23 protein-coding genes are annotated in these 26,056 nt (G+C 45.7%); 5 read left to right on the forward strand and 18 right to left on the reverse strand.

Annotated elements, in window-relative coordinates; all coding sequences use genetic code 11:
• Positions 1 to 9 precede the first annotated feature (9 nt).
• Complete coding sequence (pomA, locus tag RXX31_RS15205) at positions 10 to 771, reverse strand: flagellar motor protein PomA (RefSeq protein ID WP_317590396.1); 762 nt, start codon at positions 769 to 771, stop codon at positions 10 to 12.
• A 259-nt stretch (positions 772 to 1,030) separates the two neighbouring features.
• On the opposite strand from pomA, the gene xseB reads away from it, so the two are divergent.
• The 3 genes from xseB to dxs are packed head-to-tail and all read left to right on the forward strand — an operon-like array spanning position 1,031 to position 4,065.
• On the forward strand, positions 1,031 to 1,273 hold the full coding sequence (gene xseB, locus RXX31_RS15210) for an exodeoxyribonuclease VII small subunit (protein ID WP_317590397.1): 243 nt from the start codon (positions 1,031 to 1,033) through the stop codon (positions 1,271 to 1,273).
• 21 nt (positions 1,274 to 1,294) lie between these two features.
• The gene (ispA, locus tag RXX31_RS15215) at positions 1,295 to 2,179 is read left to right on the forward strand and encodes a (2E,6E)-farnesyl diphosphate synthase (RefSeq protein ID WP_317590398.1); all 885 of its coding nucleotides are present in this window, start codon (positions 1,295 to 1,297) and stop codon (positions 2,177 to 2,179) included.
• Positions 2,180 to 2,199: 20 nt separating this feature from the next.
• The gene (gene dxs, locus RXX31_RS15220) at positions 2,200 to 4,065 is read left to right on the forward strand and encodes a 1-deoxy-D-xylulose-5-phosphate synthase (protein ID WP_317590400.1); all 1,866 of its coding nucleotides are present in this window, start codon (positions 2,200 to 2,202) and stop codon (positions 4,063 to 4,065) included.
• A gap of 87 nt (positions 4,066 to 4,152) precedes the next feature.
• Here the strand turns inward: dxs and pgpA are convergent, their stop codons facing one another.
• The 14 genes from pgpA to RXX31_RS15290 all read right to left on the reverse strand — a co-directional run bounded on the left by pgpA (position 4,153) and on the right by RXX31_RS15290 (position 16,837).
• Positions 4,153 to 4,659, reverse strand: coding sequence for a phosphatidylglycerophosphatase A (pgpA, locus tag RXX31_RS15225; protein ID WP_317590401.1), 507 nt, complete (start codon positions 4,657 to 4,659; stop codon positions 4,153 to 4,155).
• A gap of 40 nt (positions 4,660 to 4,699) precedes the next feature.
• Positions 4,700 to 5,665, reverse strand: coding sequence for a thiamine-phosphate kinase (gene thiL, locus RXX31_RS15230; RefSeq protein WP_317590402.1), 966 nt, complete (start codon positions 5,663 to 5,665; stop codon positions 4,700 to 4,702).
• Between the two features lie 67 nt (positions 5,666 to 5,732).
• Positions 5,733 to 6,200 (reverse strand): transcription antitermination factor NusB, encoded by a 468-nt coding sequence (gene nusB / locus RXX31_RS15235; RefSeq protein ID WP_020333700.1) that lies wholly within the window; start codon positions 6,198 to 6,200, stop codon positions 5,733 to 5,735.
• Complete coding sequence (gene ribE, locus RXX31_RS15240; RefSeq protein WP_014231012.1) at positions 6,200 to 6,670, reverse strand: 6,7-dimethyl-8-ribityllumazine synthase; 471 nt, start codon at positions 6,668 to 6,670, stop codon at positions 6,200 to 6,202. The genes nusB and ribE overlap by 1 nt, the downstream gene beginning before the upstream one ends.
• Before the next feature lie 169 nt (positions 6,671 to 6,839).
• Positions 6,840 to 7,949 (reverse strand): bifunctional 3,4-dihydroxy-2-butanone-4-phosphate synthase/GTP cyclohydrolase II, encoded by a 1,110-nt coding sequence (gene ribBA / locus RXX31_RS15245; RefSeq protein WP_317590403.1) that lies wholly within the window; start codon positions 7,947 to 7,949, stop codon positions 6,840 to 6,842.
• Between the two features lie 138 nt (positions 7,950 to 8,087).
• Positions 8,088 to 8,741, reverse strand: a complete 654-nt coding sequence (locus tag RXX31_RS15250) for a riboflavin synthase (protein WP_317590404.1) — start codon at positions 8,739 to 8,741, stop codon at positions 8,088 to 8,090.
• A gap of 17 nt (positions 8,742 to 8,758) precedes the next feature.
• Complete coding sequence (gene ribD / locus RXX31_RS15255; RefSeq protein ID WP_317590405.1) at positions 8,759 to 9,877, reverse strand: bifunctional diaminohydroxyphosphoribosylaminopyrimidine deaminase/5-amino-6-(5-phosphoribosylamino)uracil reductase RibD; 1,119 nt, start codon at positions 9,875 to 9,877, stop codon at positions 8,759 to 8,761.
• A gap of 6 nt (positions 9,878 to 9,883) precedes the next feature.
• On the reverse strand, positions 9,884 to 10,333 hold the full coding sequence (gene nrdR, locus RXX31_RS15260) for a transcriptional regulator NrdR (RefSeq protein ID WP_014231008.1): 450 nt from the start codon (positions 10,331 to 10,333) through the stop codon (positions 9,884 to 9,886).
• 116 nt (positions 10,334 to 10,449) lie between these two features.
• The gene (locus RXX31_RS15265) at positions 10,450 to 11,700 is read right to left on the reverse strand and encodes a glutamate-5-semialdehyde dehydrogenase (RefSeq protein ID WP_317590406.1); all 1,251 of its coding nucleotides are present in this window, start codon (positions 11,698 to 11,700) and stop codon (positions 10,450 to 10,452) included.
• 17 nt (positions 11,701 to 11,717) lie between these two features.
• The gene (gene proB, locus RXX31_RS15270) at positions 11,718 to 12,857 is read right to left on the reverse strand and encodes a glutamate 5-kinase (protein WP_317590407.1); all 1,140 of its coding nucleotides are present in this window, start codon (positions 12,855 to 12,857) and stop codon (positions 11,718 to 11,720) included.
• Positions 12,858 to 12,977: 120 nt separating this feature from the next.
• Positions 12,978 to 13,367, reverse strand: a complete 390-nt coding sequence (gene crl, locus RXX31_RS15275) for a sigma factor-binding protein Crl (protein ID WP_317590408.1) — start codon at positions 13,365 to 13,367, stop codon at positions 12,978 to 12,980.
• Between the two features lie 112 nt (positions 13,368 to 13,479).
• Complete coding sequence (gene frsA, locus RXX31_RS15280; RefSeq protein WP_317590409.1) at positions 13,480 to 14,727, reverse strand: esterase FrsA; 1,248 nt, start codon at positions 14,725 to 14,727, stop codon at positions 13,480 to 13,482.
• A 90-nt stretch (positions 14,728 to 14,817) separates the two neighbouring features.
• A complete protein-coding gene (gene tet(34), locus RXX31_RS15285; RefSeq protein ID WP_317590410.1) occupies positions 14,818 to 15,282 on the reverse strand; it encodes an oxytetracycline resistance phosphoribosyltransferase domain-containing protein Tet(34) in 465 nt (154 codons plus the stop codon).
• A gap of 265 nt (positions 15,283 to 15,547) precedes the next feature.
• Positions 15,548 to 16,837, reverse strand: a complete 1,290-nt coding sequence (locus tag RXX31_RS15290) for an NCS2 family permease (protein WP_317590411.1) — start codon at positions 16,835 to 16,837, stop codon at positions 15,548 to 15,550.
• Between the two features lie 1,037 nt (positions 16,838 to 17,874).
• Here RXX31_RS15290 and RXX31_RS15295 point away from each other — a divergent pair.
• Entirely contained in the window at positions 17,875 to 19,347 is a 1,473-nt protein-coding gene (locus tag RXX31_RS15295; RefSeq protein ID WP_317590413.1) for an aminoacyl-histidine dipeptidase, read from the forward strand.
• 79 nt (positions 19,348 to 19,426) lie between these two features.
• On the opposite strand, the gene RXX31_RS15300 is transcribed toward RXX31_RS15295, so the two are convergent.
• On the reverse strand, positions 19,427 to 19,966 hold the full coding sequence (locus RXX31_RS15300) for a DUF3332 domain-containing protein (protein ID WP_317590415.1): 540 nt from the start codon (positions 19,964 to 19,966) through the stop codon (positions 19,427 to 19,429).
• 327 nt (positions 19,967 to 20,293) lie between these two features.
• Between RXX31_RS15300 and RXX31_RS15305 the strand changes: the two genes are divergently transcribed.
• A complete protein-coding gene (locus tag RXX31_RS15305; protein ID WP_317590416.1) occupies positions 20,294 to 21,361 on the forward strand; it encodes a succinylglutamate desuccinylase/aspartoacylase family protein in 1,068 nt (355 codons plus the stop codon).
• A 97-nt stretch (positions 21,362 to 21,458) separates the two neighbouring features.
• Here the strand turns inward: RXX31_RS15305 and RXX31_RS15310 are convergent, their stop codons facing one another.
• Together RXX31_RS15310 and purL are read right to left on the reverse strand one after the other, a co-directional pair.
• Complete coding sequence (locus RXX31_RS15310; protein WP_317590417.1) at positions 21,459 to 21,767, reverse strand: DUF3622 domain-containing protein; 309 nt, start codon at positions 21,765 to 21,767, stop codon at positions 21,459 to 21,461.
• 218 nt (positions 21,768 to 21,985) lie between these two features.
• The gene (purL, locus tag RXX31_RS15315; protein WP_317590418.1) at positions 21,986 to 25,894 is read right to left on the reverse strand and encodes a phosphoribosylformylglycinamidine synthase; all 3,909 of its coding nucleotides are present in this window, start codon (positions 25,892 to 25,894) and stop codon (positions 21,986 to 21,988) included.
• Positions 25,895 to 26,056: the final 162 nt, after the last annotated feature.

The raw sequence follows: 26,056 nt of genomic DNA on the forward strand, positions 1-26,056 counted from the left end.
TGCTCCTGATTACTCACCGATCTCTAAGGCACGCTTGCCTTCATTGAGATAGTTCTTCAGGTAACTGTCGATGACTCGCGGATTCTGACCGTCTTGTATGGCAAGAACACCATCCATAATCAGGCGGCGATTTAGTGTTTCCTGATCACGACGTAACGAGAGTTTATCGGCGATCGGGAAAAACACCATGTTGGATAAAATCGCGCCGTAAAGCGTAGTTAAAAGCGCAACGGCCATCGCAGGTCCAATCGATTTAGGGTCATCCATGTTTGAAAGCATCGCAACCAGACCAACTAGGGTACCGATCATTCCCATCGCCGGTGTGACATCACCAAACGCGCGGAATACCCCCGTTCCTTGTGTATGTCGCTCACCTGTCAGAGCAATATCTTTTTTTAACGCAGCACGTACGACATCAGCATCATGACCATCAACCAAAAGGTCGATACCTTTTTGCATAAAGCTGTTATTTATTTCCATCTCTTCTAAGGCGAGAAAACCACCTTTACGCGCCGCATCGGCCATTTCAACAATTTTTGCGATCAAATCTTCAGGCTGGTCGGCTTTAAAAAGGAAAGCTTTACCCGCGATTTTAGCCGCACCAAAGAACTGCCCGATAGTAAACTTCATCAGCACGACAAAGGTTGAGCCACCAACAACGATGAGGATTGATGTGACATCGACGAACATACCGATGCTGCCACCAAGCACCATCGCCATCACAACGAATGCAAAACCGCCTATCAAACCTATTAGGGTTGCTAAATCCACACAGCACTCCTCTCGCTCTATTTATCTGTTGCTAACGAATTACTCCTTGTATCGACAACTCGGGGAGAATTTTTAGAAAAATCTTAGCTAGCCGATCACAAATTCCACCCCCTAACCTTTAGTAAAATGAACACTTTCGTCGCTCAGACACATTTAGAGCCAATTTTGTGACAATTATGTAAGGTTAAATTTGACCAAGTTACTAGGCTAAGGTAACTTTCGTGCATCTTATGAGAGGCTTAATAAAGGCAGAGAAGAGATGGCGGTTAAGAAACCAGAAAACATGACCTTCGAAGCAACCATTGAAGAGCTTGATAGCTTGGTTGATCAATTAGAAAGTGGCGATCTTGCTCTGGATGATGCCTTACGTAAATTTGAGCGAGGCATTGCCTTAGCTCGTGCTGGCCAAACAAAGCTAAGCGACGCTGAACAACGCGTAAGTATTCTTCTCAGTGAAGATGATGAAGCACCATTGAGTGACTTCAAACCAGATTCAGAATAATTATTAGTAGCGAGCGATGTGATGCAACAGACATTGACTTCTTTTCAACAAAGAAACAATCAGCAATTAAATTTGTGGCTAGAACAGCTTCCGTATCAAGACCTGCCATTGATTGATGCAATGAAATACGGTCTTTTGCTCGGCGGTAAACGCGTTCGTCCTTTTCTTGTTTACATCACAGGTCAAATGCTCGGTTGTCAGTCTGACGATCTCGATACGCCAGCTGCAGCGATTGAATGCATTCACGCTTACTCACTTATTCATGACGATCTGCCAGCGATGGATGATGATGAATTGCGTCGTGGCCAACCTACTTGCCATATTAGGTTCGATGAAGCGACCGCAATACTGACTGGTGACTCACTACAAACACTCGCCTTTACTATCTTGGCGGACGGCCCTTTAAATCCAGAAGCTGAAAAGCAGCGTATCAATATGATAAAAGCGCTGGCTCATGCGTCTGGCTCTAACGGTATGTGCGTCGGTCAAGCACTGGACTTAAGTGCAGAGAATCGCCAAATTTCTCTCGAAGAAATGGAAGAAATCCATCGTAAAAAGACCGGAGCCCTGATTGACTGTGCAGTTAAATTAGGTGCTTTGGCCGCTGGTGATAAAGGTATCGCAGTTTTACCACATTTAGAGCGCTATTCGAAAGCAATTGGTTTGGCGTTTCAGGTTCAAGACGATATTCTTGATATCATTAGTGACACAGAAACATTGGGTAAGCCTCAGGGTTCTGATCAAGAACTCAATAAGAGCACTTACCCTTCCCTGCTGGGTTTAGAGGGAGCGATAGAGAAAGCTCACTCTCTGTTACAGGAAGCACTTCAAGCATTGGAAGCTATCCCATACAATACTCAGTTACTTGAAGAGTTCGCCCGATATGTCATCGAGCGCAAAAATTAACACTATAAGCGCGCATTTATATGACTCTTGATATTTCAAAGTACCCAACACTGGCGTTAGCAAATACACCGGAAGAGTTGCGTCTTCTTCCTAAAGAAACATTACCAGCTCTGTGTGATGAACTTCGAACGTATCTGCTAAATTCAGTGAGCCAATCCAGCGGACACTTAGCGTCTGGCTTAGGCACAGTGGAGCTCACCGTTGCCCTGCATTATGTTTATAACACACCAGTAGACCAGTTGATCTGGGATGTTGGTCATCAGGCTTACCCGCATAAAATTTTGACCGGACGTCGTGACAAAATGCCGACTATCCGACAGAAAGGCGGGCTACACCCGTTTCCTTGGCGCCCTGAGAGCGAATACGACACACTGTCGGTAGGTCACTCTTCCACTTCAATCAGTGCTGGACTTGGCATGGCTATCAGTGCACAGAAAGAAGGCAAAGGGCGTAAGGTCGTGAGTGTTATTGGTGACGGCGCCATTACTGCGGGTATGGCTTTCGAAGCAATGAACCACGCTGGCGATGTTCACCCGGATATGCTGGTGATTCTGAACGACAACGAGATGTCGATTTCAGAAAACGTTGGTGCATTGAACAACCATTTAGCGAAATTACTGTCTGGTAATCTCTACACATCGATCCGTGAAGGCGGAAAAAAAGTGCTTTCTGGCGTTCCGCCAATTAAAGAACTGGTTCGTCGCACGGAAGAGCACCTAAAAGGCATGGTCGTGCCAGGTACTCTGTTCGAAGAGTTCGGATTTAACTACATTGGTCCGGTTGATGGACACGACGTCAATGAGCTAGTTCAGACACTGAAGAACATGCGTGAGCTGAAAGGCCCTCAATTCCTGCATATCATGACTAAGAAAGGCAAAGGTTATGAACCCGCAGAAAAGGACCCTATTGGCTACCATGGCGTACCGAAGTTTGACCCAACACATGACTGCCTGCCAAAGAGTAGTGGTGGTAAGCCAACGTTCTCAAAGATCTTTGGCGACTTCCTGTGTGATATGGCCGCGCAAGACCCTAAGCTGATGGCGATTACGCCAGCAATGCGTGAAGGTTCGGGCATGGTACGTTTCTCAAAAGAGTACCCTGAGCAATATTTTGATGTCGCTATCGCTGAGCAACATGCGGTGACGCTTGCAACGGGTATGGCGATTGCTGGCAATAACCCAATTGTTGCCATTTACTCGACTTTCTTACAACGCGGTTATGACCAGCTTATTCATGATATCGCTATTATGGATTTGCCAGTGATGTTTGCTATCGACCGAGCCGGTTTGGTGGGTGCAGATGGTCAGACTCACCAAGGTGCGTTTGACTTAAGCTTTATGCGCTGCATTCCTAACATGGTGATCATGGCACCAAGTGACGAGAATGAATGTCGCCAAATGCTTTACACCGGCCACAAACATACCGGTCCAAGTGCGGTTCGTTACCCACGAGGAAACGGTATGGGTACCGACATCGCAAGTGAGTTTACCGCACTTGAAATTGGTAAAGGCCGAATCGTACGTGAAGGCGAAAAAGTCGCTATCCTGAGCTTTGGTACCTTCCTGCCTAACGCTCTAGAAGCAGCAGAAAGCCTGAACGCTACTGTGGCAGACATGCGCTTTGTTAAGCCGTTAGATGAAACATTGATTCGTCAGCTAGCAAGCGAACACGATGTGCTCGTTACGCTAGAAGAGAATGCGATTGCTGGCGGTGCCGGTGCTGGTGTTCTTGAATTCATGATGAAAGAAAAAATCATCAAGCCAGTACTGAACCTTGGCTTACCAGATGAGTTTGTTCCTCAAGGCACACAAGAAGAATTGCATAAAGAGCTTGGCCTCGACGCAGAAGGGATTGAGAAATCCATCAGTGACTATCTGGCGAAGTAATCTTCACTGAAGCAGTGAAAAACTGAAGTATAGAAAAACAAAGGGATGCGCTATCGCATCCCTTTTTAATTCACTTGAGTTTAATGACTAACTCATCCAGCCTGCATAGTGCGCGACTAAGAACAGTACAATGCCCGCCATAATGCCAGCCACAATATCATCGATCATGATGCCTAATCCGCCGTGCACGCGCTTATCAAGCCAGCCGATAGGCCAAGGCTTCACCATATCGAAGAAGCGGAACAGGATAAAACCCGTCAAAAGCCACTTCCATTCAGTTACCGGGATATTCAGTGCAGGTACAATGCTCATCGTAATCCAAAAGCCCGCAAACTCATCCCAGACAATCGAGCCATGATCGTGAACTTTCATGTCATCTGACGTAACCTGGCAGATTTTCACACCAATTACGCATGAAATAAGCACCACGACGACATAAGCAGAAAACGGAAGCTGAGCTAACAACAAAAAGAACGGTACCGCCGCGAGTGTTCCCATGGTTCCTGGAACAATAGGTGATAAACCGCTACCAAACCCTGTTGCCAATAAATGCCACGGATTCTTTAACGAAATAAGAGAAAGAGGGTTGGTCATATCCTTAAACCTATAACTGCTAGTTTGGTTTCAATCTTGGTTACCTAAAGTGGTCGAAGCCGCTTAAGTCCCAGTCAAGAGGTTGATTGTTGTCGTGAAGCTCAAAAGTACCATTCGGTCGAATTTGACCAATGCATGTCACTTTACACCCAATATGGGACAGAGCACTTTGTAATGAGCCATGGTTTTGTTCTGAGACGGTAAAACACAACTCGTATTCTTCGCCACTCGATAAAGCATACTGCTGTGCGCTGACCTTATCATCTAAAAACTGCGCCAAATCCGAAGATATAGGCAATTGAGAGACATCGATACTGACACCGACCTGTGAACGCTTCAATATGTGTTTAATGTCGGATATCAAGCCATCTGATATATCAATAGCAGAAGACGCGAGCCCGACTAGAGCTTGACCAGCTAATACACGAGGTGTACTCAAGTAATGCGCTTTTTCCAGGCTGTCTGCCCCTACGCGAGTACGAAGAGCGTCATCTAAGATAACATCCAGTCCGGCTTTCGCATCACCAAGATTCCCGGTTACGTAGACCCAGTCGCCAACTTTGGCTCCAGAACGAGTCAAGGCTTTCCCTTCAGGAACAAAGCCCTGTACCGTCAGCGTTAAGCTCAATGGTCCTTTTGTGGTATCCCCACCAATGAGCTGAATCCCAAAGTAATCCGCCAGTTCAAAGAAGGCATCACAGAACGGTGCAAGCCACTCTTCATCAGGCTCCGGCATGGTTAACGCGAAGCTGACCCAAGCGGGTGTCGCGCCCATCGCAGCTAAATCACTGATGTTTGAAGCGAGTGCTTTATGCGCAACCCAAGCGGAGTTAGCCTCGGGAAGAAAGTGTGTCCCCGCGACCAAGGTATCGGTACTGATCGCAATATGCACATTGGCTGGCGCTTTGACCAGCGCACAATCATCCCCTGCCGCCAGATGAACATCTTTGCGTTGGCTTTGACGACCAACAAAGTACTTGTCTATCAGGTTAAATTCACCAGACATAATTTACTTATCTATCGTTTGACACAAAAAAGGTCAGCATATGCTGACCTTTTTACTCAAGAAATCGTTATTTCTTACGTACATGGGGCGCGGCTTTATCCAGCACACCATTAACAAATTTGTGACTGTCTTCCGCAGCGAACACTTTTGCAAGCTCAATCGCTTCGTTGATCACGACTTTGTAAGGTACATCTTCGCGACGAGTCATCTCGTACATAGCAAGACGAAGAAGAGCAAGTTCCATCATATCAAGATCTTGCATCGGACGAGAGATGTACGGACGAATTTTGCTATCTAGCTCAGCGTGGCTAAGTACAACACCGCCTAGTAGTTCACGAAAGTACTCTACGTCAGTTTCTGGAGCTGCTAGAGCCGGCTCTGATGCATGAAGTTCTTCTTCATCGTATTTGTCACCAGACAAAAACTGTTCTTCAATCTTGGCAACATTCTCTTTAGTAATTTGCCATGAATAGATCGCTTGTAGAGCGAATTGACGTGCATTACGACGTGCGGCTGGTTTCACACTGGCCCCCATTAGGAATCAATTTCAGATAGTACATTAATCATTTCAAGTGCGCTTAGTGCAGCCTCTGCACCTTTATTACCAGCCTTGGTTCCTGCGCGTTCAATCGCTTGATCGATAGTATCAACAGTCAAAACACCGAATGCGACAGGAATGCTGTATTCCATCGACACTTGTGCCAGACCTTTATTCATTTCACTACAAACATAGTCAAAGTGAGGCGTTCCACCGCGAATAACCGACCCTAGAGATACGATAGCGTCGAATTTGCCAGTTTTAGCAACACGTTGGGCGACTAGAGGTAGTTCTACGGCACCTGGACAACGAACAACCGTAATGTTGTCATCGCTTACTTGCCCGTGACGCTTTAGTGTATCGATCGCACCAGAAAGTAGGCTTTCGTTAATAAAACTGTTGAAACGAGAAATAACGATAGCAATTTTTGCATTTGGCGCTGGGAAGCCACCCTCGATCACTTTCATAAGCTTTCCTTTAACTCTATTTTTAAGTGAAATATGTTCATCAAGTGAGAATCGCCGGATTCTAGCACAATTGTGTGAGCAATATCTAATGGAAATTAGTGGGAGCAACGAGTTCCTGGTCTAGAAGGACAGAAGGCCTGTTCCAGACCAGCAACTTATCGTTTAATCGCTACTCGCAGACGTATTCAACGACGTTCAGGCCAAAACCGCCTAACGCATGGTATTTTTTATTGGATGACGATAACAGACGCATGTCACTAATGCCTAAGTCAGCAAGAATCTGTGAACCCACACCCACACGACGTGAAGTACCTTGTTTCTTCGCTAGCGTCGGTGCTTCACCTTTGTCTTGCGCTTCAAACATTTTCACGCGGTGGATAAGCAGTTCACTGGAGTCCTCATGACCCAGCACAACCAAAACACCACCTTCTTCGCCAATGCGTTTCATCGCTTTGTCCAGAGTCCAGCTGCGCTCAGCATTACGATCACTACGCAATAAATCTGTAAACACATCTTGCAGGTGTACACGAACTAACGGCGCTTTATCTTTCCAGTCGCCCTTACACATGGCGTAATGAACCTGGTTATCAATCGTGTCCTTAAAGGTCACGAGCTTAAACTCACCAAACTCGGTCGGCAGCTTACATTCAGCCACACGTTCGATGGTTGTCTCTGTGTTATTGCGGTATTCGATTAGGTCAGCGATCGTGCCCAGTTTAATACCGTGTTTTTCACAGAAGATTTCAAGGTCTGGTCGGCGCGCCATCGTGCCGTCATCATTTAGAATCTCAACAATAACCGACGCAGGTTCCAGACCAGCAAGACGAGCTAAGTCACAGCCAGCTTCAGTGTGGCCTGCTCGCGTTAACACACCGCCATCTTGAGCCGCTAGTGGGAAGATATGGCCTGGTTGAACTAAATCCGCTGCTTTCGCGTTTGGCGCTACAGCCGCTTGAACAGTGCGTGCTCGATCCGCAGCCGAGATACCCGTTGTTACCCCTTCTGCTGCTTCAATAGAAACCGTAAAGTTTGTCGTGTATTGCGCATTGTTGTCTTGCACCATTGGTGGCAGCCCTAGACTCGAGCAACGCTCCTTCGTCATAGTAAGACAAATCAAGCCACGGCCATGGGTAGCCATAAAGTTGATCGCTTCCGGCGTGATATGCTCGGCAGCCATGATCAAATCACCCTCATTCTCGCGGTCTTCGTCATCCATCAAGACGACCATTTTACCTGCGCGAATATCATCAATAATTTCTTCTGGTGTACTGATTGGCATATTCTGTTTCCCGTTATTCTAAAATTTATTTTTGCGGCAACAATGTGTTGGAACCTGACTACAAGCAGACTTGCGGCAATAGTTTGAGCTTTACAAACGGTAAGTCAATTGCCCCACGGATGTTCTGTGAATACAGTCCTAGGCAAATCCGTTCTGCTGCAAGAAATCCATTGTAATACGCGACTCTTGCTTCTCTTCTTGCTGCCCCTGAAGTAAGCGCTCCATATAACGAGCTAACACATCCACTTCTAAGTTAACTTTGCGACCCACCTGAAATTGATCAATCGTGGTTTCTTCGCTCGTGTGAGGAACAATCGTTAACTTGAATGCATTTTTACGTAAGTCATTTACCGTAAGGCTAATACCATCGACGGTGATTGAGCCTTTTCCTGCGACATACTTGCTAATATCAGCAGGCATCGCTACCCAAAACTCTATCGCTCGACCCACTTGATTACGTTCAACAATTTCGCCAACACCGTCAACATGACCAGACACGATATGTCCACCAAAGCGCGTGGTAGGCAACATGGCTTTTTCTAGATTAACCTTGTCACCGACTTGATATTGTGCAAAACCCGTCATTTTCAGTGTCTCTAACGACAGATCCGCACTGTAATAATTGCTGCCAAAATCAATAACCGTCAAGCAAACGCCATTCGTCGCGATACTATCGCCTAACTTAACGTCAGACATATCTAAATTACCCGTTTCGACGGTTACGGTGATGTCTTCGCCTTTCGGCGTAATCGCAGTGAGTTTACCTACTGCTTCTACAATACCTGTAAACATAATTGCTTCTTTTCTATCTATTTTCGTATAATCGTTGCGGTGATACGGATATCCACGCCAACCATACGAGCATCGGTAATTTCCAGATCGATAACGTGATCCATTGACGTTAAACCAAGTGCCCCAATCAGCCCGCGACCATCACTTCCCATCAACTTTGGAGCAAGATAAACGATCAGTTCATCTACAAGATTAGCTTGTATGAGTGCACTCGCGAGCGTCGCTCCTGCTTCAACCCATAAATGATTGACCTGATGCTGATTGGCAACGGTTTTCAACGTCGTCGCAAGTTCAATCTGGCCAGCTTCATTCAATTGAGGAGCGATATCACCGTCTTTACTGACGATAATGCGCCCACCATCGGTATTAAACAACTTAAGATCATCTGTCAGCTGGCATTGGCGATCTAAAATGATGCGTACTGGCTGACGCACCGCTTCAGGTTGATACTGCTCTTGTATCGTTTGAGGTAAATCGTCCCAGCGAACATTCAATGAGGCATTATCGTCAATCACCGTTTTGCTGGTCGATAAAATCCCACCACTCAGGGCACGATAACGCTGAACATCCTGACGAGCCTTGGGGGAGGTAATCCACTGGCTCTGCCCATTACCAAGTGCGGTTTGACCATCGAGACTAGCCGCCATCTTTAATTGGATGAAAGGCATACCAGTCTGCATAAACTTGATGAATCCTCGATTCAATTCGAGAGCGTCGCTTTCCAGTAAGCCAACCTGGACCTCAATGCCAGCATCGCGAAGCATTTGAATACCTCGCCCTGCGACTTTTGGGTTCGGGTCTTGCATCGCACAAACAACTCTCGCCACCTTCGCTTTAATCAGCCCTTCGGCACAAGGAGGCGTTCGCCCATGGTGAGAACAAGGCTCGAGAGTAACGTAGGCAGTCGCGCCTTCCGCTTTACCTTCAGCCATTCGCAGGGCATGGACTTCGGCATGTGGCTCTCCGGCTCGGAGGTGATAACCTTCGCCGACTATCTGTCCATCACGAACGATGACGCAACCAACATTTGGGTTAGGGGCCGTGGTATAGATGCCGTGCTTAGCGAGCCTGATAGCGCGCGACATCATGGAGAAATCTTGAGGAGAGAAGGTAATTTGAGGCGTGTTTTGATCCATGTTTAATCAGTCTTCCAGGCGGGCTATCTCTTCGCCAAATTCGCGGATATCTTCGAAACTGCGATAAACAGACGCAAAACGGATGTAAGCCACTTTGTCCAGTTCTTTCAGCTGATCCATCACCAAGTTGCCAATCATCTCACTTGGTACTTCACGCTCACCTGTAGCGCGTAGCTGGGATTTAATCATACTGATCGCCAACTCAATTGCGTCAGCGCTGACCGGACGTTTTTCTAATGCACGCTGAATGCCACCGACCATTTTATCTTCGTCAAACGGTTCGCGGTTGCCATTGGATTTAATGACCTTAGGCATCACCAGCTCAGCGGTTTCAAACGTCGTAAAGCGTTCACTACAAGTCAGACACTGGCGACGACGACGAACCTGATGGCCATCTGCAACCAAGCGAGAATCAATAACTTTTGTTTCGTTTTCCGAACAAAAAGGACAATGCATATCACCTCCAATCAATGCGCTCTTAAAAGCCAAACTAGTGTAGCGGAATTGCAATGCGAGAGAAAACAAAAAGGGGCGTTATCGCCCCTTTTTCAATCAATATCGAGTGGAATCTGTTAACTACGTACTAAGTAGTTGGCTTTACCTACCCATTTGTAGCTGGTCAGCTCTTCTAAGCCCATTGGACCACGCGCATGAAGCTTCTGAGTAGAAACGGCGACTTCAGCGCCCAGACCAAATTGTGCACCATCGGTAAAGCGTGTTGCCGCGTTAACGTATACTGCCGCAGAACCCACAGAGTTGATGAACAATTCTGCACTTTCTAGGCTGTTAGTCATGATCGCATCTGAGTGGCTGGCGTTATGCACTCGCATGTGGTCAATGGCGTCTTTGACATCATCAACGACTTTCACACCAAGCGTGTAGCTCAACCATTCTGTATCAAAATCACCTTCGCCCGCATCGCGAATTTGCTGCGCATTTGCCATCAGCGCTTTGGCTTTTGGTTCAGCAACAAAAGTAACCTTCTCGTTCATACGCTCAACCAGCAAGGCCAAGAATTCAGGCGCCACGTTTTTGTGAACTAATAAGGTATCAAGTGAGTTACATGCCGATGGTCGCTGTACTTTTGAGTTTTCAACCACATTAAGTGACTTCTCAAGATCTGCTGATTCATCAACAAAAATATGGCTGATGCCAAAACCACCAATAATAACCGGAATGGTACTGTTTTCTTTACACATTTTGTGTAGGCCAGCACCACCACGAGGAATGATCATATCCACGTAGTCGTCCAATTTTAACAATTGAGAAACAAGTTCACGGTCTGGCTTCTCAATGTATTGAACGGAAGCCGCAGGAAGATTCGCTTTAGCCAATGCAGACTGGATAACTTTAACCAGCTCCATGTTAGAGAAGAAGGTCTCTTTACCGCCACGCAAAATACTTGCGTTTCCTGTTTTCAAACACAAGGCTGCAATATCAATAGTTACGTTCGGGCGCGCTTCGTAAATCACCCCCACCACACCAAGAGGAACGCGGCGACGAGCTAAAGACATGCCATTTTCGAGCACTTTACTGTCGATTTCACTACCAACTGGATCACTAAGGCTGATCACGTTACGCACATCGTTAGCGATGCCAGTTAATCGCTCTTCATTGAGAAGAAGACGGTCTAGTAATGCATCCGTCAGACCTGCCTCACGGCCAAGTTCAATATCTTTTGCGTTCGCCGCCAGAATAGCCGCTGAGTTTGCTTCCAGCTCATCAGCAATGATGGCTAGAGCTTGGTTTTTCTGTGATGTTGACGCTGTCGCCAATTCGAAAGCTGCATCTTTTGCAGCTTTACCCATGTTCGTTAAATCCACTTTGCTTCCCTTAATTTCTATTCCTGAATGACGACAAGATCATCACGGTGAATGACTTCTGAGCCGTAATCATGGCCCAGGATGTTGATGATATCTTTACTGTGCTTACCAGAGATTTTGGTTAGGTCTTCACTTGAGTAAGCGCTAATACCACGAGCCACCAGTTTGCCATGAGTATTAGTGACACGCACTACCTCACCACGGGCAAAATCACCACTTACTTTCGTCACCCCTTTAGCTAACAGACTGCTTCCTTTACCAACAACTGCGTTTACTGCGCCATCATCGATAATAATATCTCCTGATGCAGCAGGACCAGCCAAGATCCAACGCTTGCGGTTTTCGAGTGCTTCAGCACAAGGTAGGAAGCGTGTGCCATGTGGTGTCGGACTCAATGACTCCGTAATTACATTGTTCGCACTGCCCGCCGCAATAATAACTTCGATGCCCGCACGACGAGCGATATCTGCCGCTTGAAGCTTAGTTGCCATACCACCGGTTCCCAGCGTCGTACCACTGTCGCCCGCGATTTTACGCAGCGTATCATCGATAGTCTTAACTTCTTTGATCAGCTCTGCATTTGGGTCTTTACGCGGATCTGCTGTAAAAAGACCTTTTTGGTCAGTGAGGAGCAGCAACTTATCTGCACCACATAAAATCCCCACTAGCGCAGACAAATTGTCATTGTCACCGACTTTAATTTCGTTGGTCGCGACGGCGTCATTTTCATTGACGATTGGAACGATATCGTTTGCGACTAACGCGTTAATAGTATCGCGAGCATTAAGAAACCGCTCTCGATCTTCCAGATCAGCACGAGTTAAAAGCATCTGGCCGATCTTGATATCGTAAATACTGAACAAAGAATCCCACGTTTGAATCAAACGAGTTTGCCCCACAGCAGCAAGTAATTGTTTACTCGCCATTTCGTTGGGCAATGCGGGGTATCCAAGGTGCTCACGGCCTGCTGCAATTGCACCAGACGAAACCATTACCACTGAATGGCCTTGTTTTTTAAGCTCAGCACACTGGCGCGCTAGCTCAACCATGTGAGCACGGTCTAGCGCCAATGTACCGCCTGTCAGCACACTTGTACCCAGTTTCACAACGACGGTTTTTGGTTGTGAAACGACTGCATTTTGTTGATTCGTTGTCATGATGTCTTCTGAAGTGAAAAACAAATTAAAGGAGATGTTTTAACAATCAAATCGGGATTTAACAAGAGAAAAGGTGCGAAAACGCACCTTTTTGTTTTTGAATAGAAGAAAAGGGGAGAATTAGGCAAAGTCAAATGACTCTGTGTGGTATTCAACCTCTAATTTGAAATGTTCTTCGAGGGTATCAACAAGCTTTTGATGAAAAGTACTTTGTGTTAAGTAAACTTCCTCTACTGATTTTTTAGGCAACGCTTCCGATTCCCATTGCCCTTCTCTATTGTATTTACCAATATGATATTTCGCAGTAAATCCCCCTTCGATGGCTTCTAAGTCCATCCACCAGCCCCAAAACTCTCGTTTTTCTGGTGATTTTTTATCGTCAACGCAAACCGACAAACAATCAAAATAGTAGCGCCCTTCTTCTGATTGCGGTTCACGTAAGTAAGGTCCTATCGCCTTTAACTTAGACATCAAGCGAAAGTGAGTTGGCCCCTGAGTCGTCTCTGACATATGAATCTCCGTTTCCATAATAAAAAGTGAATACTCAAGAATGATTATTGTTATTAATTATCATCAGCTTAATATTTGTTCAAATACCACTTTAACTCAATGGGAAGGTTTGTCATCTTAATAATTCATCTTCCAGCCACTTTATCGCCAAATCGAGGGATTGCTCATAACCTTTTGAAATTGACTTAGCACTGATTTTTTTCGCCTGTCCATACTGGCTAAACATGGCAACTAACTGGTTATCACTGTATGGCGAGACCGGATCGCCTTCCAAACCTAACGCTAAAATTGGCACCTTAGTTCGACGACTGGTTAGAAAGCCCTGAACTTTCAACGACCATGCTTTCATCTGCCCAGCCATACTGTTGATGTCCACCGCGCTTTTGCCCAGCCGTGATGCCAATAAGTCCAGGTACATTTTCGGCATCTGCTGTAATTTTTGAGAAGAGGTAAATAGATCGTGCACAGGCGCGCCCATCGCAACACAGGCTTTTATCTTCTCTTGTTCGATGAATGAAAGGCGAACCATTGCATTGCCGCCAAATCGAAATCCGACTAACCCCACTTTATGATGATCAACATAAGGAATCGAATAGAGCTCATTCAGTACCGCCTGATGGATACAACTCGAGTCTTCGGTCAAAGGCCAAAATGAACTGTGTCCTATCGAAGGCATATCGACCGTTAGCATGGCAATATCTTTCGGTGCGAAGTGATTACGGAACAATCGCCACATGTCAGTTTGTAAACTATCTAGCCCCGCACTAACCATTACCACGGGCAACTGCTTATCTGTTCTAGGCAGGTGTAGATTCGCAATAATTTTGCGATTCTGGTACGGCACTTCGATTTGCTTAATCGTGTATTGGGTTTTCTCTGCCCCTTCCGAATACGCTTTGTTGGCTAATACCTGGGCCTGCAGCGCTAAGCTGTCGTTCTTTAAATGCGGATAGCCCGCAATACTGAAACATAACGCCGCCGTAAAAAGCTCATCCGCTGCTTCGTCCCCTTGCATATTTTCCGAACGCTTTTGATGCGCCATGCCCAACTTTATCCACTCGAATGTCCAGTTTCCGCTGTGGTAACCCATCACCGTGTCTAGCCATTCATCTTTAGTGCGTGAGTGCGGTGAAGAGGCAATCCTAGACAGCACCTCTTCTATCTCTATTGGAGATACGCCTTGCCATGCCCACTGCAGACGAAGTAAGTGACGATACCAAGCACGGTCTCCCAGCTCTTCTCTTTCGTCGAGGATTTTCTGGCTGGTTGGCATGTACTGAGTTAATGCAGAGGTTTCTTTGGCTTGCTTGTGTTTGACAAACAAAGTTTCAGACAGGTTTTTGCTGATATCTTCCGACATATGAAGAGCCCTAGCTATTTGCAATGCTTACCATAATAATAAAAAAAATGCCCCTAAACAGGGGCATTTCTCAATATTCTTTGACAGCAATTATTTTTGCTTGCGGTTTACTGGCTCAGCATACTGGATAGACATATCCCACGGCTGCTCAATCCAAGTATCTTGCTCAATATCAACAACGTAGTCATCAAGAAGTTCTTTGCCTGATGGCTTAGCACATACAGCAATCATTTTTGCTTTAGGGTACATTTCACGCAATTGACGTGCTGTATCACCACTATCTACTAGGTCTTCAACGATTAGGTAACCTTCACCGTCACCTTCTGGTGCTTTAAGCACAGACATATCGCGTTGATGGTCATGGTCGTAGCTTGAAATACAGATAGTATCAACGTAACGAATGCCCAGCTCGCGAGCCAGAATTGCACCAGGAACCAAACCGCCACGGCTTACTGCCCAGATACCTTTCCACTGCTCAGCTGGCATTTGCTTCTCAGCCAGTTCACGACAGTAAGTCTGCATCGCATCCCAAGTGATAATGAATTTTTTACTCATTGTAATAACCTAATAATTTAAAAATATGTATCCCCAATAGTCAGTGATAAAGACGGATAAACGACATATTCACTAAGCTCTCAAATGAAACTTGAGGCGGGGCTTAAAGCAGCGCAAACGATTATTCTACCGAAAGCTAATATTAATACCAATGGTGATATCAAATTTCTCCACATAGAGCGCAGAAACATCGATTTCGGTGAACAAAATCAAAATAAAAAGCCAGTAAGAACAGATGTCCTCACTGGCTTGGAACCAAATAGAATTAACCTACCAGGTATTTCACGATAAAGATGGCTGACATCACCCAAACACTGAGCGATACATCACGACCTTTACCACTAAATAGCTTGATAGCAGAGTAAGCGATAAAGCCTAGAGTGATACCTTCAGCAATAGAGAAAGTCAGTGGCATAACCAGACAAGTAACAACCACTGGTGACGCTTCAGTTAGGTCACGCCAATCGATGCTTACTAAGCCAGACAGCATTAGGATCGCTACGTAAAATAGAGCGCCTGATGTTGCGTACGCTGGAATCATACCTGCAAGAGGTGAAAAGAATAGAGCCAGTAGGAATAGTACGCCAACAACAACAGCAGTTAGGCCAGTACGACCACCCGCTGCTACACCCGCAACACTTTCAATGTAAGAAGTAGTGTTTGATGTACCAAGTAGAGCACCTACCGAAGTTGCCGTTGAATCAGCAAGTAAAGCTTTATTCAGGCGAGGAATGTTGCCGTTTTCGTCGGTTAGACCTGCTTTTTGAGAAACGCCAACCAGCGTACCTGCAGTATCGAACAAGTCAACGAATAGGAAAGCAAACACAACGGAGATCATGCCAACTTCAAACAAGCCAGAGAAGTCTAGCTGTAGAAACGTTGGAGCAATACTTGGTGGTGTCGACATCACACCGCCCCACTGTACATCACCGAAAAGTAGGCCTAATGCAGTCACACCAAGAATGGCAATCATTACCGCACCTTTCACACCACGGTGGACAAGCGAAATTGTCAGGAAGAAGCCGATAGCTGCTAGTACAGATGGTAGTGACGTGATATTACCCATCGAAACCAGTGTTGCTGGATTATCAACTACGATGCCTGCATTTTTTAGTGCAATAAACGCAAGGAACAGACCGATACCCGCTGAAATACCGGTACGTAGAGAGTGAGGAATTGAGTTGATGATCCATTCACGAATCTTGAACACACTCAATAGAATAAACAAAACACCGGAAACAAATACAGCTGCCAGTGCCACTTGCCATGTGTAACCCATTCCCAATACAACAGAATAAGTGAAAAATGCGTTAAGCCCCATCCCCGGAGCCTGTGCAATTGGGTAATTAGCGACCAAGCCCATAATGAAACAGCCAACGGCAGCAGCAAGGCAAGTGGCAACAAAAATAGCACCACGATCCATGCCTGTATCAGCCAGGATTGCTGGGTTTACAAAAATGATGTAAGCCATGGTCAGGAAGGTAGTAATACCTGCGATGATCTCAGTGCGCACATTTGTGCCATTTTCACTGAGTTTAAAGAGCCTTTCGAGCATTATCGAGTCCTGTTAAAGGTAAAAAGTAAACGGTTGCGTAATCGATTGGGGTGAATTATAAAGTTATCAAATAGCAAATTCCAGATAGAATCTTCACTCTAAATGGATTTTTTTGCAGGATATGAGACCCATTTACTAGGGTTTTGAACACGTATAAGAATTAAAGCTTAAGAAACAACAACTAGCAAATTCAGATGAAATACGCATAAAGTGTACAAACTGAACGATGTTCTAAACTTTCACATGGAAAGGCCGATTTTGTGTGGAAGTTTTAAAGTGTATTACGTCAAGATATCGCATTAACAGGCAAGCGATAAGGGAATAGACACTTAGAGGTGAGTTTTTAGCCAGACCAGAGCAATGCACATAAAAAAACGCCACTCAAATTGAGTGGCGGCGAATCATGTCAGAACTATTACTGAAAAAAAATTCCAAATTATAGGGGTGAACAAACTGTTCAAGTCACATGCGATGACGACTTATTTAGTAGCCAAAGCTTGTTGGGTATACAAAGCTTGTTGGGTATACAAAGCTACCGGTATATACAGATTTGCTATTCCAGAACATTGTACTTGGTAAACCTTTCATAACTATCACCTTCTCAATCAATTAATCCAGTTGTTGATTCTCAGTTCCTTGGAGGCGATTAACGGACTCATCCTTTGAGCATTTTCTTCTTCTCTCTGAAGATGGTTACAAATATACCACCAAGAAATTTAATTACAAGCATTTTAGTGATAAATATCACACAAAATCACCAATCACGCTCAAAAAAAGAACCATTGTGTAATTTAATTACACAATTATAAATAGACACACATTAATTGATGCTTTTTCAACCAGGAAGTAATACTAGGTAATGGATCTTATTCATAAACTGTGACAATACAGAAAGAAATCCTTGTACCGGCGACTACTCGTCTCTCTTTTCAGGTGGTATCCTTTAGCTAACTACCCAGATGTGAGCAGTATTTTATGCTGACAGTATGTATTTTTAACAAAAAACATCTGGAAATATAGATAAAAAGGAGCTTTCTGTGTCTGAATTCCATTCCGAAATCAGTACCTTATCACCTACCCCACTTTGGCGTTTTTTCGATAAGATTTGTTCTATCCCTCATCCTTCTAAACATGAGGAAGCACTGGCGCAATTCATTATTGGCTGGGCGACGGAACAAGGCTTTGATGTTCGTCGTGATCCAACGGGTAACGTATTCATCAAAAAGCCCGCAACTCCCGGCATGGAAAATAAAAAGGGCGTGGTTCTGCAAGCACACATCGATATGGTGCCACAAAAGAACGAAGACACGGACCACGACTTTACAAAAGATCCAATTCAACCATACATCGATGCCGAATGGGTAACCGCAAAAGGCACAACTCTCGGCGCTGACAACGGCATCGGTATGGCATCTTGTCTTGCGGTTCTTGCTTCTACCGACATTAAGCATGGCCCGATTGAGGTACTTCTGACGATTGATGAAGAAGCAGGCATGACAGGCGCATTCGGGCTTGAGTCTGGCTGGTTAGAAGGTGAGATCCTGCTAAACACAGACTCTGAGCAAGAAGGTGAAGTCTACATGGGTTGTGCTGGCGGTATCGACGGTGCGATGACTTTCGATATCACCCGTGATGCGATCCCAGCAGGCTTTGTAACTCGCCAACTAACACTAAAAGGCTTAAAAGGCGGTCACTCTGGTTGTGATATTCACACAGGTCGCGGTAATGCCAACAAATTACTGGGTCGCTTCTTGGCAGGTCACGCTCGAGAATTAGATCTTCGCTTGGTTGAATTCCGCGGTGGTAGCTTGCGTAATGCGATTCCTCGTGAAGCATTCGTTACTGTTGCACTTCCAGCAGAAAACCAAGACAAGCTTGCAGAGTTATTCAACTACTACACTGAGCTACTGAAAGCAGAGCTAGGTAAAGTAGAAACCGGTATTGTTACTTTCAACGAAGAGATTGCAACCGACGCTCAAGCGTTTGCTTCTGCAGACCAACAGCGCTTTATCGCGGCGCTTAATGCATGTCCAAACGGCGTTATTCGTATGAGTGACGAGATCGAAGGTGTCGTAGAAACCTCTTTGAACGTGGGTGTCATCACCACCGAAGAGAACAAAGTAACCGTACTTTGCCTAATCCGTTCTTTGATTGATTCAGGTCGCAGCCAAGTGGTTGGTATGCTCCACTCCGTTGCGGAACTGGCTGGCGCTCAAATCGAATTCTCAGGTGCTTACCCGGGTTGGAAACCAGATGCGGATTCAGAGATCATGGCAATCTTCCGTGATATGTACGAAGGTATCTACGGTCACAAACCAAACATCATGGTGATCCATGCAGGTCTGGAGTGTGGCCTATTTAAAGAGCCTTACCCTAATATGGACATGGTATCTTTTGGTCCTACGATCAAATTCCCTCACTCTCCTGACGAAAAAGTGAAGATCGATACCGTTCAGCTATTCTGGGATCAAATGGTCGCTCTTTTGGAAGCGATTCCTGAAAAAGCATAATCACTTATTGCGTGAAAATAAGATAAAGTCAAAAAAGGGTGCAATCGCACCCTTTTTTATTGCAGATAATGCTAGCTGATTACACACGCGTTTGTGCGTAGGCTGCCAACTCATCCATTGAAGTCTTAGCTATCACTTCACCATCAATGTAGTAAGTAACAAAGTCGCCTTCACGTACGCCAGTCAACAATGCTTTGTCACCATTACTGTAAGAAATGTCCATTTGAATGGTGTTTTCGTCGATTTGTTCCATTTGGCCTTGCTCAATCACGCGATTATTCGCCAGAGGGCTAATTGGAGCGGTTGTCAAAGACTTATCTAATTGGTGGTTTACATCAATGTAAGTGTCCACCTTAGAATCAAAAATATGCGGCTTACCGTTTAACGGGTTTTTACCTGTCCAAAATTCCAATGAGTTAAATACGATATAATCAGCTGCGATCGCTACACCATAAACGGGTGCCATAAGCATGTTCAGACCACCACGAGCATAACGGTTATCGACAGCTTTTAAGTTAAAGCCCATAACATAACCAGTCACTGCATTACTGCCCACACAACCTGAAAGCGCAACTGCCACAGCAGTCATTACGCCAATTTTAGCCATTGCCTTTTTCATTAAAACCTCAAGGTAGAGTTTATTCGGTCAAAATCCGGCGCGGATATTAGCGAAATAAAAATGGCGAACAAAGACAAACTTTGTGTCTAAAAGTTTTATTATTACTTTTAAGACTCAAGTAGTTAGCTAGAAAATGGTTATCTATTAAGATATAAAGCCAGCCAGATATAACCCTTATAAGTGGCGTCATATTTACAACATAAATCTCACACAGGGCTTATTACTCTCGGTAATAAAAATAATTTGTCGTATCCTTAATCAAAATGATTAGTTTGATTATGACGTGATTGTTACATTGTTAGAAAACTATTGGAAAGAGATGGTTTTATGGTCAGAAGTAAAAGAAGCAAAACCTTTGAGTTACTCGGATATGAAGTCCAACCAGGTCAGCGATTGGAGATCGAATTCGAAGCCGCACAGCTGTATACCCATTCTCCTTTATCGATTCCCGTAGAAATCATTCATGGGAAACAAGAGGGCCCAGTGCTGATGGTTAACGCCGCAATTCATGGCGATGAGCTCAATGGCGTAGAGATCGTGCGCCAGCTGATTAACCAGCTGGATCCACAAAAACTGAAAGGCACGGTCATTGCAGTCCCAATAGTGAATGTATTCGGCTTTATCCATAAATCTCGTTATTTGCCAGACCGACGCGATCTAAACCGCTGTTTCCCAGGTAGTGAAAAAGGTGCACTGGCATCTCGTATGGCTTATGGATTCTTTAATAACATCGCCAAACGCTGTAACTATATTATCGATTTACACACTGGTGCGATTCATCGTACCAACCTACCCCAAATTCGTGCCAACCTGAGTAACCCAGAAACACTGCGAATTGCGAAAGCCTTTTCCACCCCAGTGATCATCGATTCAGCGTTACGTGATGGGTCTTTACGCAGTGAGGCTGAAAAGTGCGATATTCCCGTCCTCACCTACGAAGCTGGCGAGGCATTACGCTTTGATCCATTCTCAATTAGTGCTGGCGTTCTTGGCATTCGACGAGTCATGCAGGCAATCGGCATGTTAAGAGCAAGCCGCAAAAAATTCCCAGAGCCTGTGATCGCTAAATCCACCAGTTGGGTGCGTTCACCAGGAAATGGCATTTTGCGTACTGTGGTGAATTTAGGCGACAAAGTTGAACGAGGTGAAACGCTCGCCTATATCAGTTCGCCGCTTGGGCACGATGAGTTAGAGCTTAAAGCACCCAAAAGTGGCCTGGTCATTGGCCAACACACTCTGCCGTTAGTCAATGAAGGTGATGCGATTTTCCACTTGTCTTACTTCAAGCAAGAGGATAGCGAATTCGGTCAAGCGATAGAAAACTACATTGAGGGACTGAACGAGTATGATCTTGACCAAGTCACTACAGGGCAAATACCGTTCGACGCTCAGTAATGGTGAGAGAATTTAATAACGACAAAGCCCGGCTTAGATAGCCGGGCTTTTTTATACCACTCAGAATTACCGACATAGACTCGTCGGATACGAAGTCTTATTCTTCGTCAGCTTCTGCTTCAGCGTCGCGCGCTTTACGAGCTTCTTCTTTACGAACTTTAGCAGCAAGTTGCTCTGCTTCACGCTCTTGACGTTGTGCAGCTTTACGCTCATTACGAACCACTTGGTTTTGAACAAAGCCAGCTAGCTCTTGTTCAGCCCAAGCTTGTGCTTTTTCTTCACTTTCAAAGCCAGTTTCACGTTTTGATACCACTGTCTTACGAGAAGTGACTTGGCGAGTGATCTCTGCGCTCCAACCGTTACGTTTTTCAGATACGCGGATAGCAAACTTTTGATTTTTTGACATTTATTTCATTTCCTAGGGATTTGAGGGATTCGGTCAACTTGATAACTTCAACTAAGCTGTTTAACACCATCCCTTGGTAAGCGCGGTATTAGAGCATAATTGGCCCATCTTTGCGCGATTTTTTTAACTGTAGATGAGAATTTTTATTGGATAAACAAAAAGCGCAGATCTTTCGATCTGCGCTTTGCGGTTTATATACAGTCTCTATAAAAACTGAATTAACCGATGTTCTTACGTGCGTTTTGGAACATACGCATCCAAGCACCGTTTTCACCCCAACCTTCTGGAGACCAAGAGTTTGCAACCGTACGGAATACACGCTCTGGGTGAGGCATCATAATGGTGACACGGCCATCAGCCGTTGTCAGACCGGTAATTGCATTTGGCGAACCATTCGGGTTGTTCGGGTATTGTTGCGTTGGGTTACCGTTATTGTCGACGTAACGCAGCGCTACCGTACCTGATGCTTCAATTGCGTTCAGGTGCTCACCATCACGTACTTCTACACGACCTTCACCGTGAGAAACCGCGATAGGCATACGAGAGCCAGCCATGCCATCAAAGAATACAGAATCCGATTTCTGTACTTCTACCAGGCTAAAGCGAGCTTCAAAACGCTCAGACTCGTTGCGAACAAAACGTGGCCACAAGTCTGCACCCGGGATAAGCTCTTTCAGGTTAGAAAGCATCTGACAACCGTTACACACACCTAGAGAGAAAGTCTCTTCGCGGTTGAAGAACGCTTGGAACTGCTCTCGAGCTTGTGCGTTAAACAGGATAGACTTCGCCCAACCTTCGCCCGCACCGAGTACGTCACCGTAAGAGAAGCCACCACAAGCCACAAGACCTTGGTACTCATCCAGTACCGCTTGACCTGTCAGAACATCGCTCATGTGGATGTCGGTTGCTTCAAAACCAGCACGATCAAACGCCGCCGCCATCTCAACGTGAGAGTTAACACCTTGCTCACGAAGAATTGCCATCTTAGGTTTCGCGCCTTTTGCAATGTAAGGTGCTGCGATATCTTCGTTAACATCAAAGCTTAGTGATACGTTCAGACCTGGATCTGAGTTATCTTTCTTCGCTTCAAATTCTTGGTCTGCACACGCTGGGTTATCACGTAGAGCCTGCATTTTGTGCGTCGTTTCTGCCCAGATAACACGAAGGTCGGTACGAGAACGCTCAAGCACAACTGCATCACCAGAAGTGATAACAAAGTTATCAGAAGCTTCAACAGAGCCAATCACGTGTGAGCATGCTTGCAGACCATTCGCTGACAGCGTTGCCAATACTGAGTCCAGATCTTCGTTCTTAACCTGAATAACTGCACCCAGCTCTTCGTTAAATAGAACTGCTAGTGCATCGTCGCCCAGACCTTCGATGTTCGCTTTCACACCACAGTGACCCGCGAATGCCATCTCAGCAAGAGTAACGAATAGACCGCCGTCACCTTTATCGTGGTAAGCAACAAGCTTGTCATCACGAACCAGTGTTTGCATTGCATCGAAGAAGCCTTTTAGCTGCTCTGCGTTGTCTACGTCTGCAGGCTTGTCACCAAGTTGCTTGTAAACCTGTGCCAGTGCTGTTGCACCCAGACGGTTTTTGCCGTTACCCAGGTCAACAAGAACAAGTGAAGATTCGCCTAGTCCTTCCAAGGTATCAGGTGTACGAAGCTGAGGCGTTACTGTCTTACGCACGTCTTCTACACGGCCAAACGCAGTGATAACAAGTGATAGCGGTGAAGTGACTTCTTTGCTCTCGCCGTTATCTTCCCACTTGGTCTTCATTGACATTGAGTCTTTACCAACTGGAATTGTCAGACCAAGCGCTGGACATAGCTCTTCACCCACCGCTTTCACTGCTTCGTAAAGACCTGCATCTTCACCTGGGTGGCCTGCTGGAGACATCCAGTTAGCAGACAGTTTAATGTGTTTGATATCACCGATGTCAGTCGCAGCAATGTTAGTCAGAGACTCACCTACCGCCAGACGAGCAGACGCGCCGAAGTCTAGTAGAGCAACCGGAGTACGCTCACCCATCGACATCGCTTCACCGTGGTATGTGTCGTAACTTGCCGCCGTAACTGCACAGTTCGCTACAGGAACCTGCCAAGGACCAACCATCTGGTCACGAGCGACCAAACCTGTTACTGAGCGGTCACCGATAGTAATCAGGAACGTTTTCTCAGCAACCGTTGGAAGACGAAGTACGCGATCTGCCGCTTCGTTGATTTCAATACCGTCACGTGTAATCGCTGGGCTATCTACTTTCAATGTCGTTGCTTCACGGTGCATCTTCGGTGTTTTACCAAGCAAGATATCCATTGGCATATCAATTGGCGTATTGTCGAAGTGAGAGTCTTCTAGTGTCAGATGACGTTCTTCTGTTGCCACACCAACCACTGCGTAAGGTGCACGCTCACGCTTACAGATTGCATCGAATGCTTCCATATGTTCTGGCGCAACTGCAAGAACGTAACGTTCCTGAGATTCGTTACACCAGATTTCCAGCGGGCTCATGCTCAATTCATCATTTGGTACATCACGTAGCTGGAACTTACCGCCACGCTCGCCGTCGTCACAAAGCTCAGGAAGTGCGTTAGAGATACCGCCCGCGCCCACATCGTGGATAAATGCGATTGGGTTCTCTTCACCTAACTGCCAACAACGGTCGATAACTTCCTGACAACGACGTTCCATCTCTGGGTTTTCACGCTGTACTGAAGCAAAATCCAGGTCTTCTGCAGACTGACCAGACGCCATTGAAGATGCAGCACCGCCACCAAGGCCGATGTTCATTGCCGGACCACCAAGTACGATTAGGCTTGCACCAACTGGAATCTCTTTCTTCTGTACGTGTTCGTCACGGATATTACCCATACCACCAGCAATCATGATTGGCTTGTGGTAACCACGAATTTCTTCACCCGCGTGGGAAGTCACTTTCTCTTCGTAGGTGCGGAAGTAGCCTAATAGGTTTGGACGACCAAATTCGTTGTTGAATGCTGCGCCACCCAGAGGGCCTTCAAGCATGATGTCCAGTGCGTTTACGATACGACCAGGCTTGCCAAAGTCGGTTTCCCAAGGCTGTTCAAAGCCAGGGATACGTAAGTTAGACGTTGTGAAACCAACCAGACCCGCTTTTGGTTTACCACCGATACCGGTCGCGCCTTCGTCACGGATTTCACCACCAGAACCGGTTGATGCGCCTGGCCATGGAGAGATAGCCGTTGGGTGGTTGTGCGTCTCTACCTTCATCAAGATGTGCGCATCTTCATGGTGGTAAGTGTATTGACGAGATTTAGGATCTGGGAAGAAACGACCCACTTTAGAACCTGTCATTACTGCTGCGTTATCTTTGTAAGCAGACAGAACGTGGTCTGGCGTCGTTTCAAATGTGTTTTTGATCATCTTAAACAGAGACTTCTCTTGGTCTACGCCATCGATAGTCCAGTCTGCATTAAAGATCTTGTGACGACAGTGCTCTGAGTTCGCCTGCGCAAACATCATTAGCTCAATGTCGTTTGGATTACGACCTAACTTAGTGAAGTTCTCTACTAAGTAATCAATTTCATCTTCTGCTAGCGCCAAGCCAAGTGAAACGTTTGCTTCTTCAAGCGCAAGACGACCACCAGCCAGGATATCAACGTGTGCCACTGGAGCTGGCTCTGCCACAGTAAATAGTGCAGAAGCGGCTTCAAGTTCAGTAAACACCGTTTCCATCATGCGATCGTGAATTAAAGCTTTTACTGTGTTGATTTGAGCATCAGACAGTGTCACTGAGGTTTCTACGTAGTACGCTGTACCACGTTCTAGACGTTTAACTTTGTCCAGACCACAGTTGATAGCAATATCGGTAGACTTAGAAGACCAAGGCGAAATAGTGCCAGGACGAGGCGTAACAAGAAGTAGAAGACCTTCAGGCTCGTGCTCTTCGATCGTTGGACCGTAAGTCAGCAACTTTTCAAGCTTTTCTAACTCTTGGTTATCAAGGTCAGATTTTAGATCCGCAAAGTGCATAAACTCGGCGTAAATGCCGGTTACAGGCAGATTTTGTTCACGACAAAGTTCCAATAGTTTATTAACACGGAACTCAGAAAGAGCTGGGGAGCCACGCAAAATTCTCATGTGCTTAGGTCTCTTATGCAATTGATTAAGGTGATATTGGAATAAATTCAGCCACTTAGGCTTGACAACCCGAACTTATACCGATTCCACCTCTCCTTTGCGAGCGCATTATATAGTAATTGTTTTTGTGATGTAACACCAAAAGCAACCGTTTGCGTCAAT

This window comes from Vibrio sp. EA2 (assembly GCF_033042495.1).
Classification (GTDB): domain Bacteria; phylum Pseudomonadota; class Gammaproteobacteria; order Enterobacterales; family Vibrionaceae; genus Vibrio.

Excerpts from the sequence above, each read along its gene's own strand:
- xseB (WP_317590397.1), top strand. The coding sequence starts at position 1,031 with ATGGCGGTTAAGAAACCAGAAAACATGACCTTCGAAGCAACCATTGAA.
- ispA (WP_317590398.1), top strand. The coding sequence starts at position 1,295 with ATGCAACAGACATTGACTTCTTTTCAACAAAGAAACAATCAGCAATTA.
- dxs (WP_317590400.1), top strand. The coding sequence starts at position 2,200 with ATGACTCTTGATATTTCAAAGTACCCAACACTGGCGTTAGCAAATACA.
- pgpA (WP_317590401.1), bottom strand. The coding sequence starts at position 4,659 with ATGACCAACCCTCTTTCTCTTATTTCGTTAAAGAATCCGTGGCATTTA.
- thiL (WP_317590402.1), bottom strand. The coding sequence starts at position 5,665 with ATGTCTGGTGAATTTAACCTGATAGACAAGTACTTTGTTGGTCGTCAA.
- nusB (WP_020333700.1), bottom strand. The coding sequence starts at position 6,200 with ATGGGGGCCAGTGTGAAACCAGCCGCACGTCGTAATGCACGTCAATTC.
- ribE (WP_014231012.1), bottom strand. The coding sequence starts at position 6,670 with ATGAAAGTGATCGAGGGTGGCTTCCCAGCGCCAAATGCAAAAATTGCT.
- ribBA (WP_317590403.1), bottom strand. The coding sequence starts at position 7,949 with ATGCCAATCAGTACACCAGAAGAAATTATTGATGATATTCGCGCAGGT.
- RXX31_RS15250 (WP_317590404.1), bottom strand. The coding sequence starts at position 8,741 with ATGTTTACAGGTATTGTAGAAGCAGTAGGTAAACTCACTGCGATTACG.
- ribD (WP_317590405.1), bottom strand. The coding sequence starts at position 9,877 with ATGGATCAAAACACGCCTCAAATTACCTTCTCTCCTCAAGATTTCTCC.
- nrdR (WP_014231008.1), bottom strand. The coding sequence starts at position 10,333 with ATGCATTGTCCTTTTTGTTCGGAAAACGAAACAAAAGTTATTGATTCT.
- proB (WP_317590407.1), bottom strand. The coding sequence starts at position 12,857 with ATGACAACGAATCAACAAAATGCAGTCGTTTCACAACCAAAAACCGTC.
- crl (WP_317590408.1), bottom strand. The coding sequence starts at position 13,367 with ATGTCAGAGACGACTCAGGGGCCAACTCACTTTCGCTTGATGTCTAAG.
- frsA (WP_317590409.1), bottom strand. The coding sequence starts at position 14,727 with ATGTCGGAAGATATCAGCAAAAACCTGTCTGAAACTTTGTTTGTCAAA.
- RXX31_RS15290 (WP_317590411.1), bottom strand. The coding sequence starts at position 16,837 with ATGCTCGAAAGGCTCTTTAAACTCAGTGAAAATGGCACAAATGTGCGC.
- RXX31_RS15300 (WP_317590415.1), bottom strand. The coding sequence starts at position 19,966 with ATGAAAAAGGCAATGGCTAAAATTGGCGTAATGACTGCTGTGGCAGTT.
- RXX31_RS15305 (WP_317590416.1), top strand. The coding sequence starts at position 20,294 with ATGGTCAGAAGTAAAAGAAGCAAAACCTTTGAGTTACTCGGATATGAA.
- RXX31_RS15310 (WP_317590417.1), bottom strand. The coding sequence starts at position 21,767 with ATGTCAAAAAATCAAAAGTTTGCTATCCGCGTATCTGAAAAACGTAAC.
- purL (WP_317590418.1), bottom strand. The coding sequence starts at position 25,894 with ATGAGAATTTTGCGTGGCTCCCCAGCTCTTTCTGAGTTCCGTGTTAAT.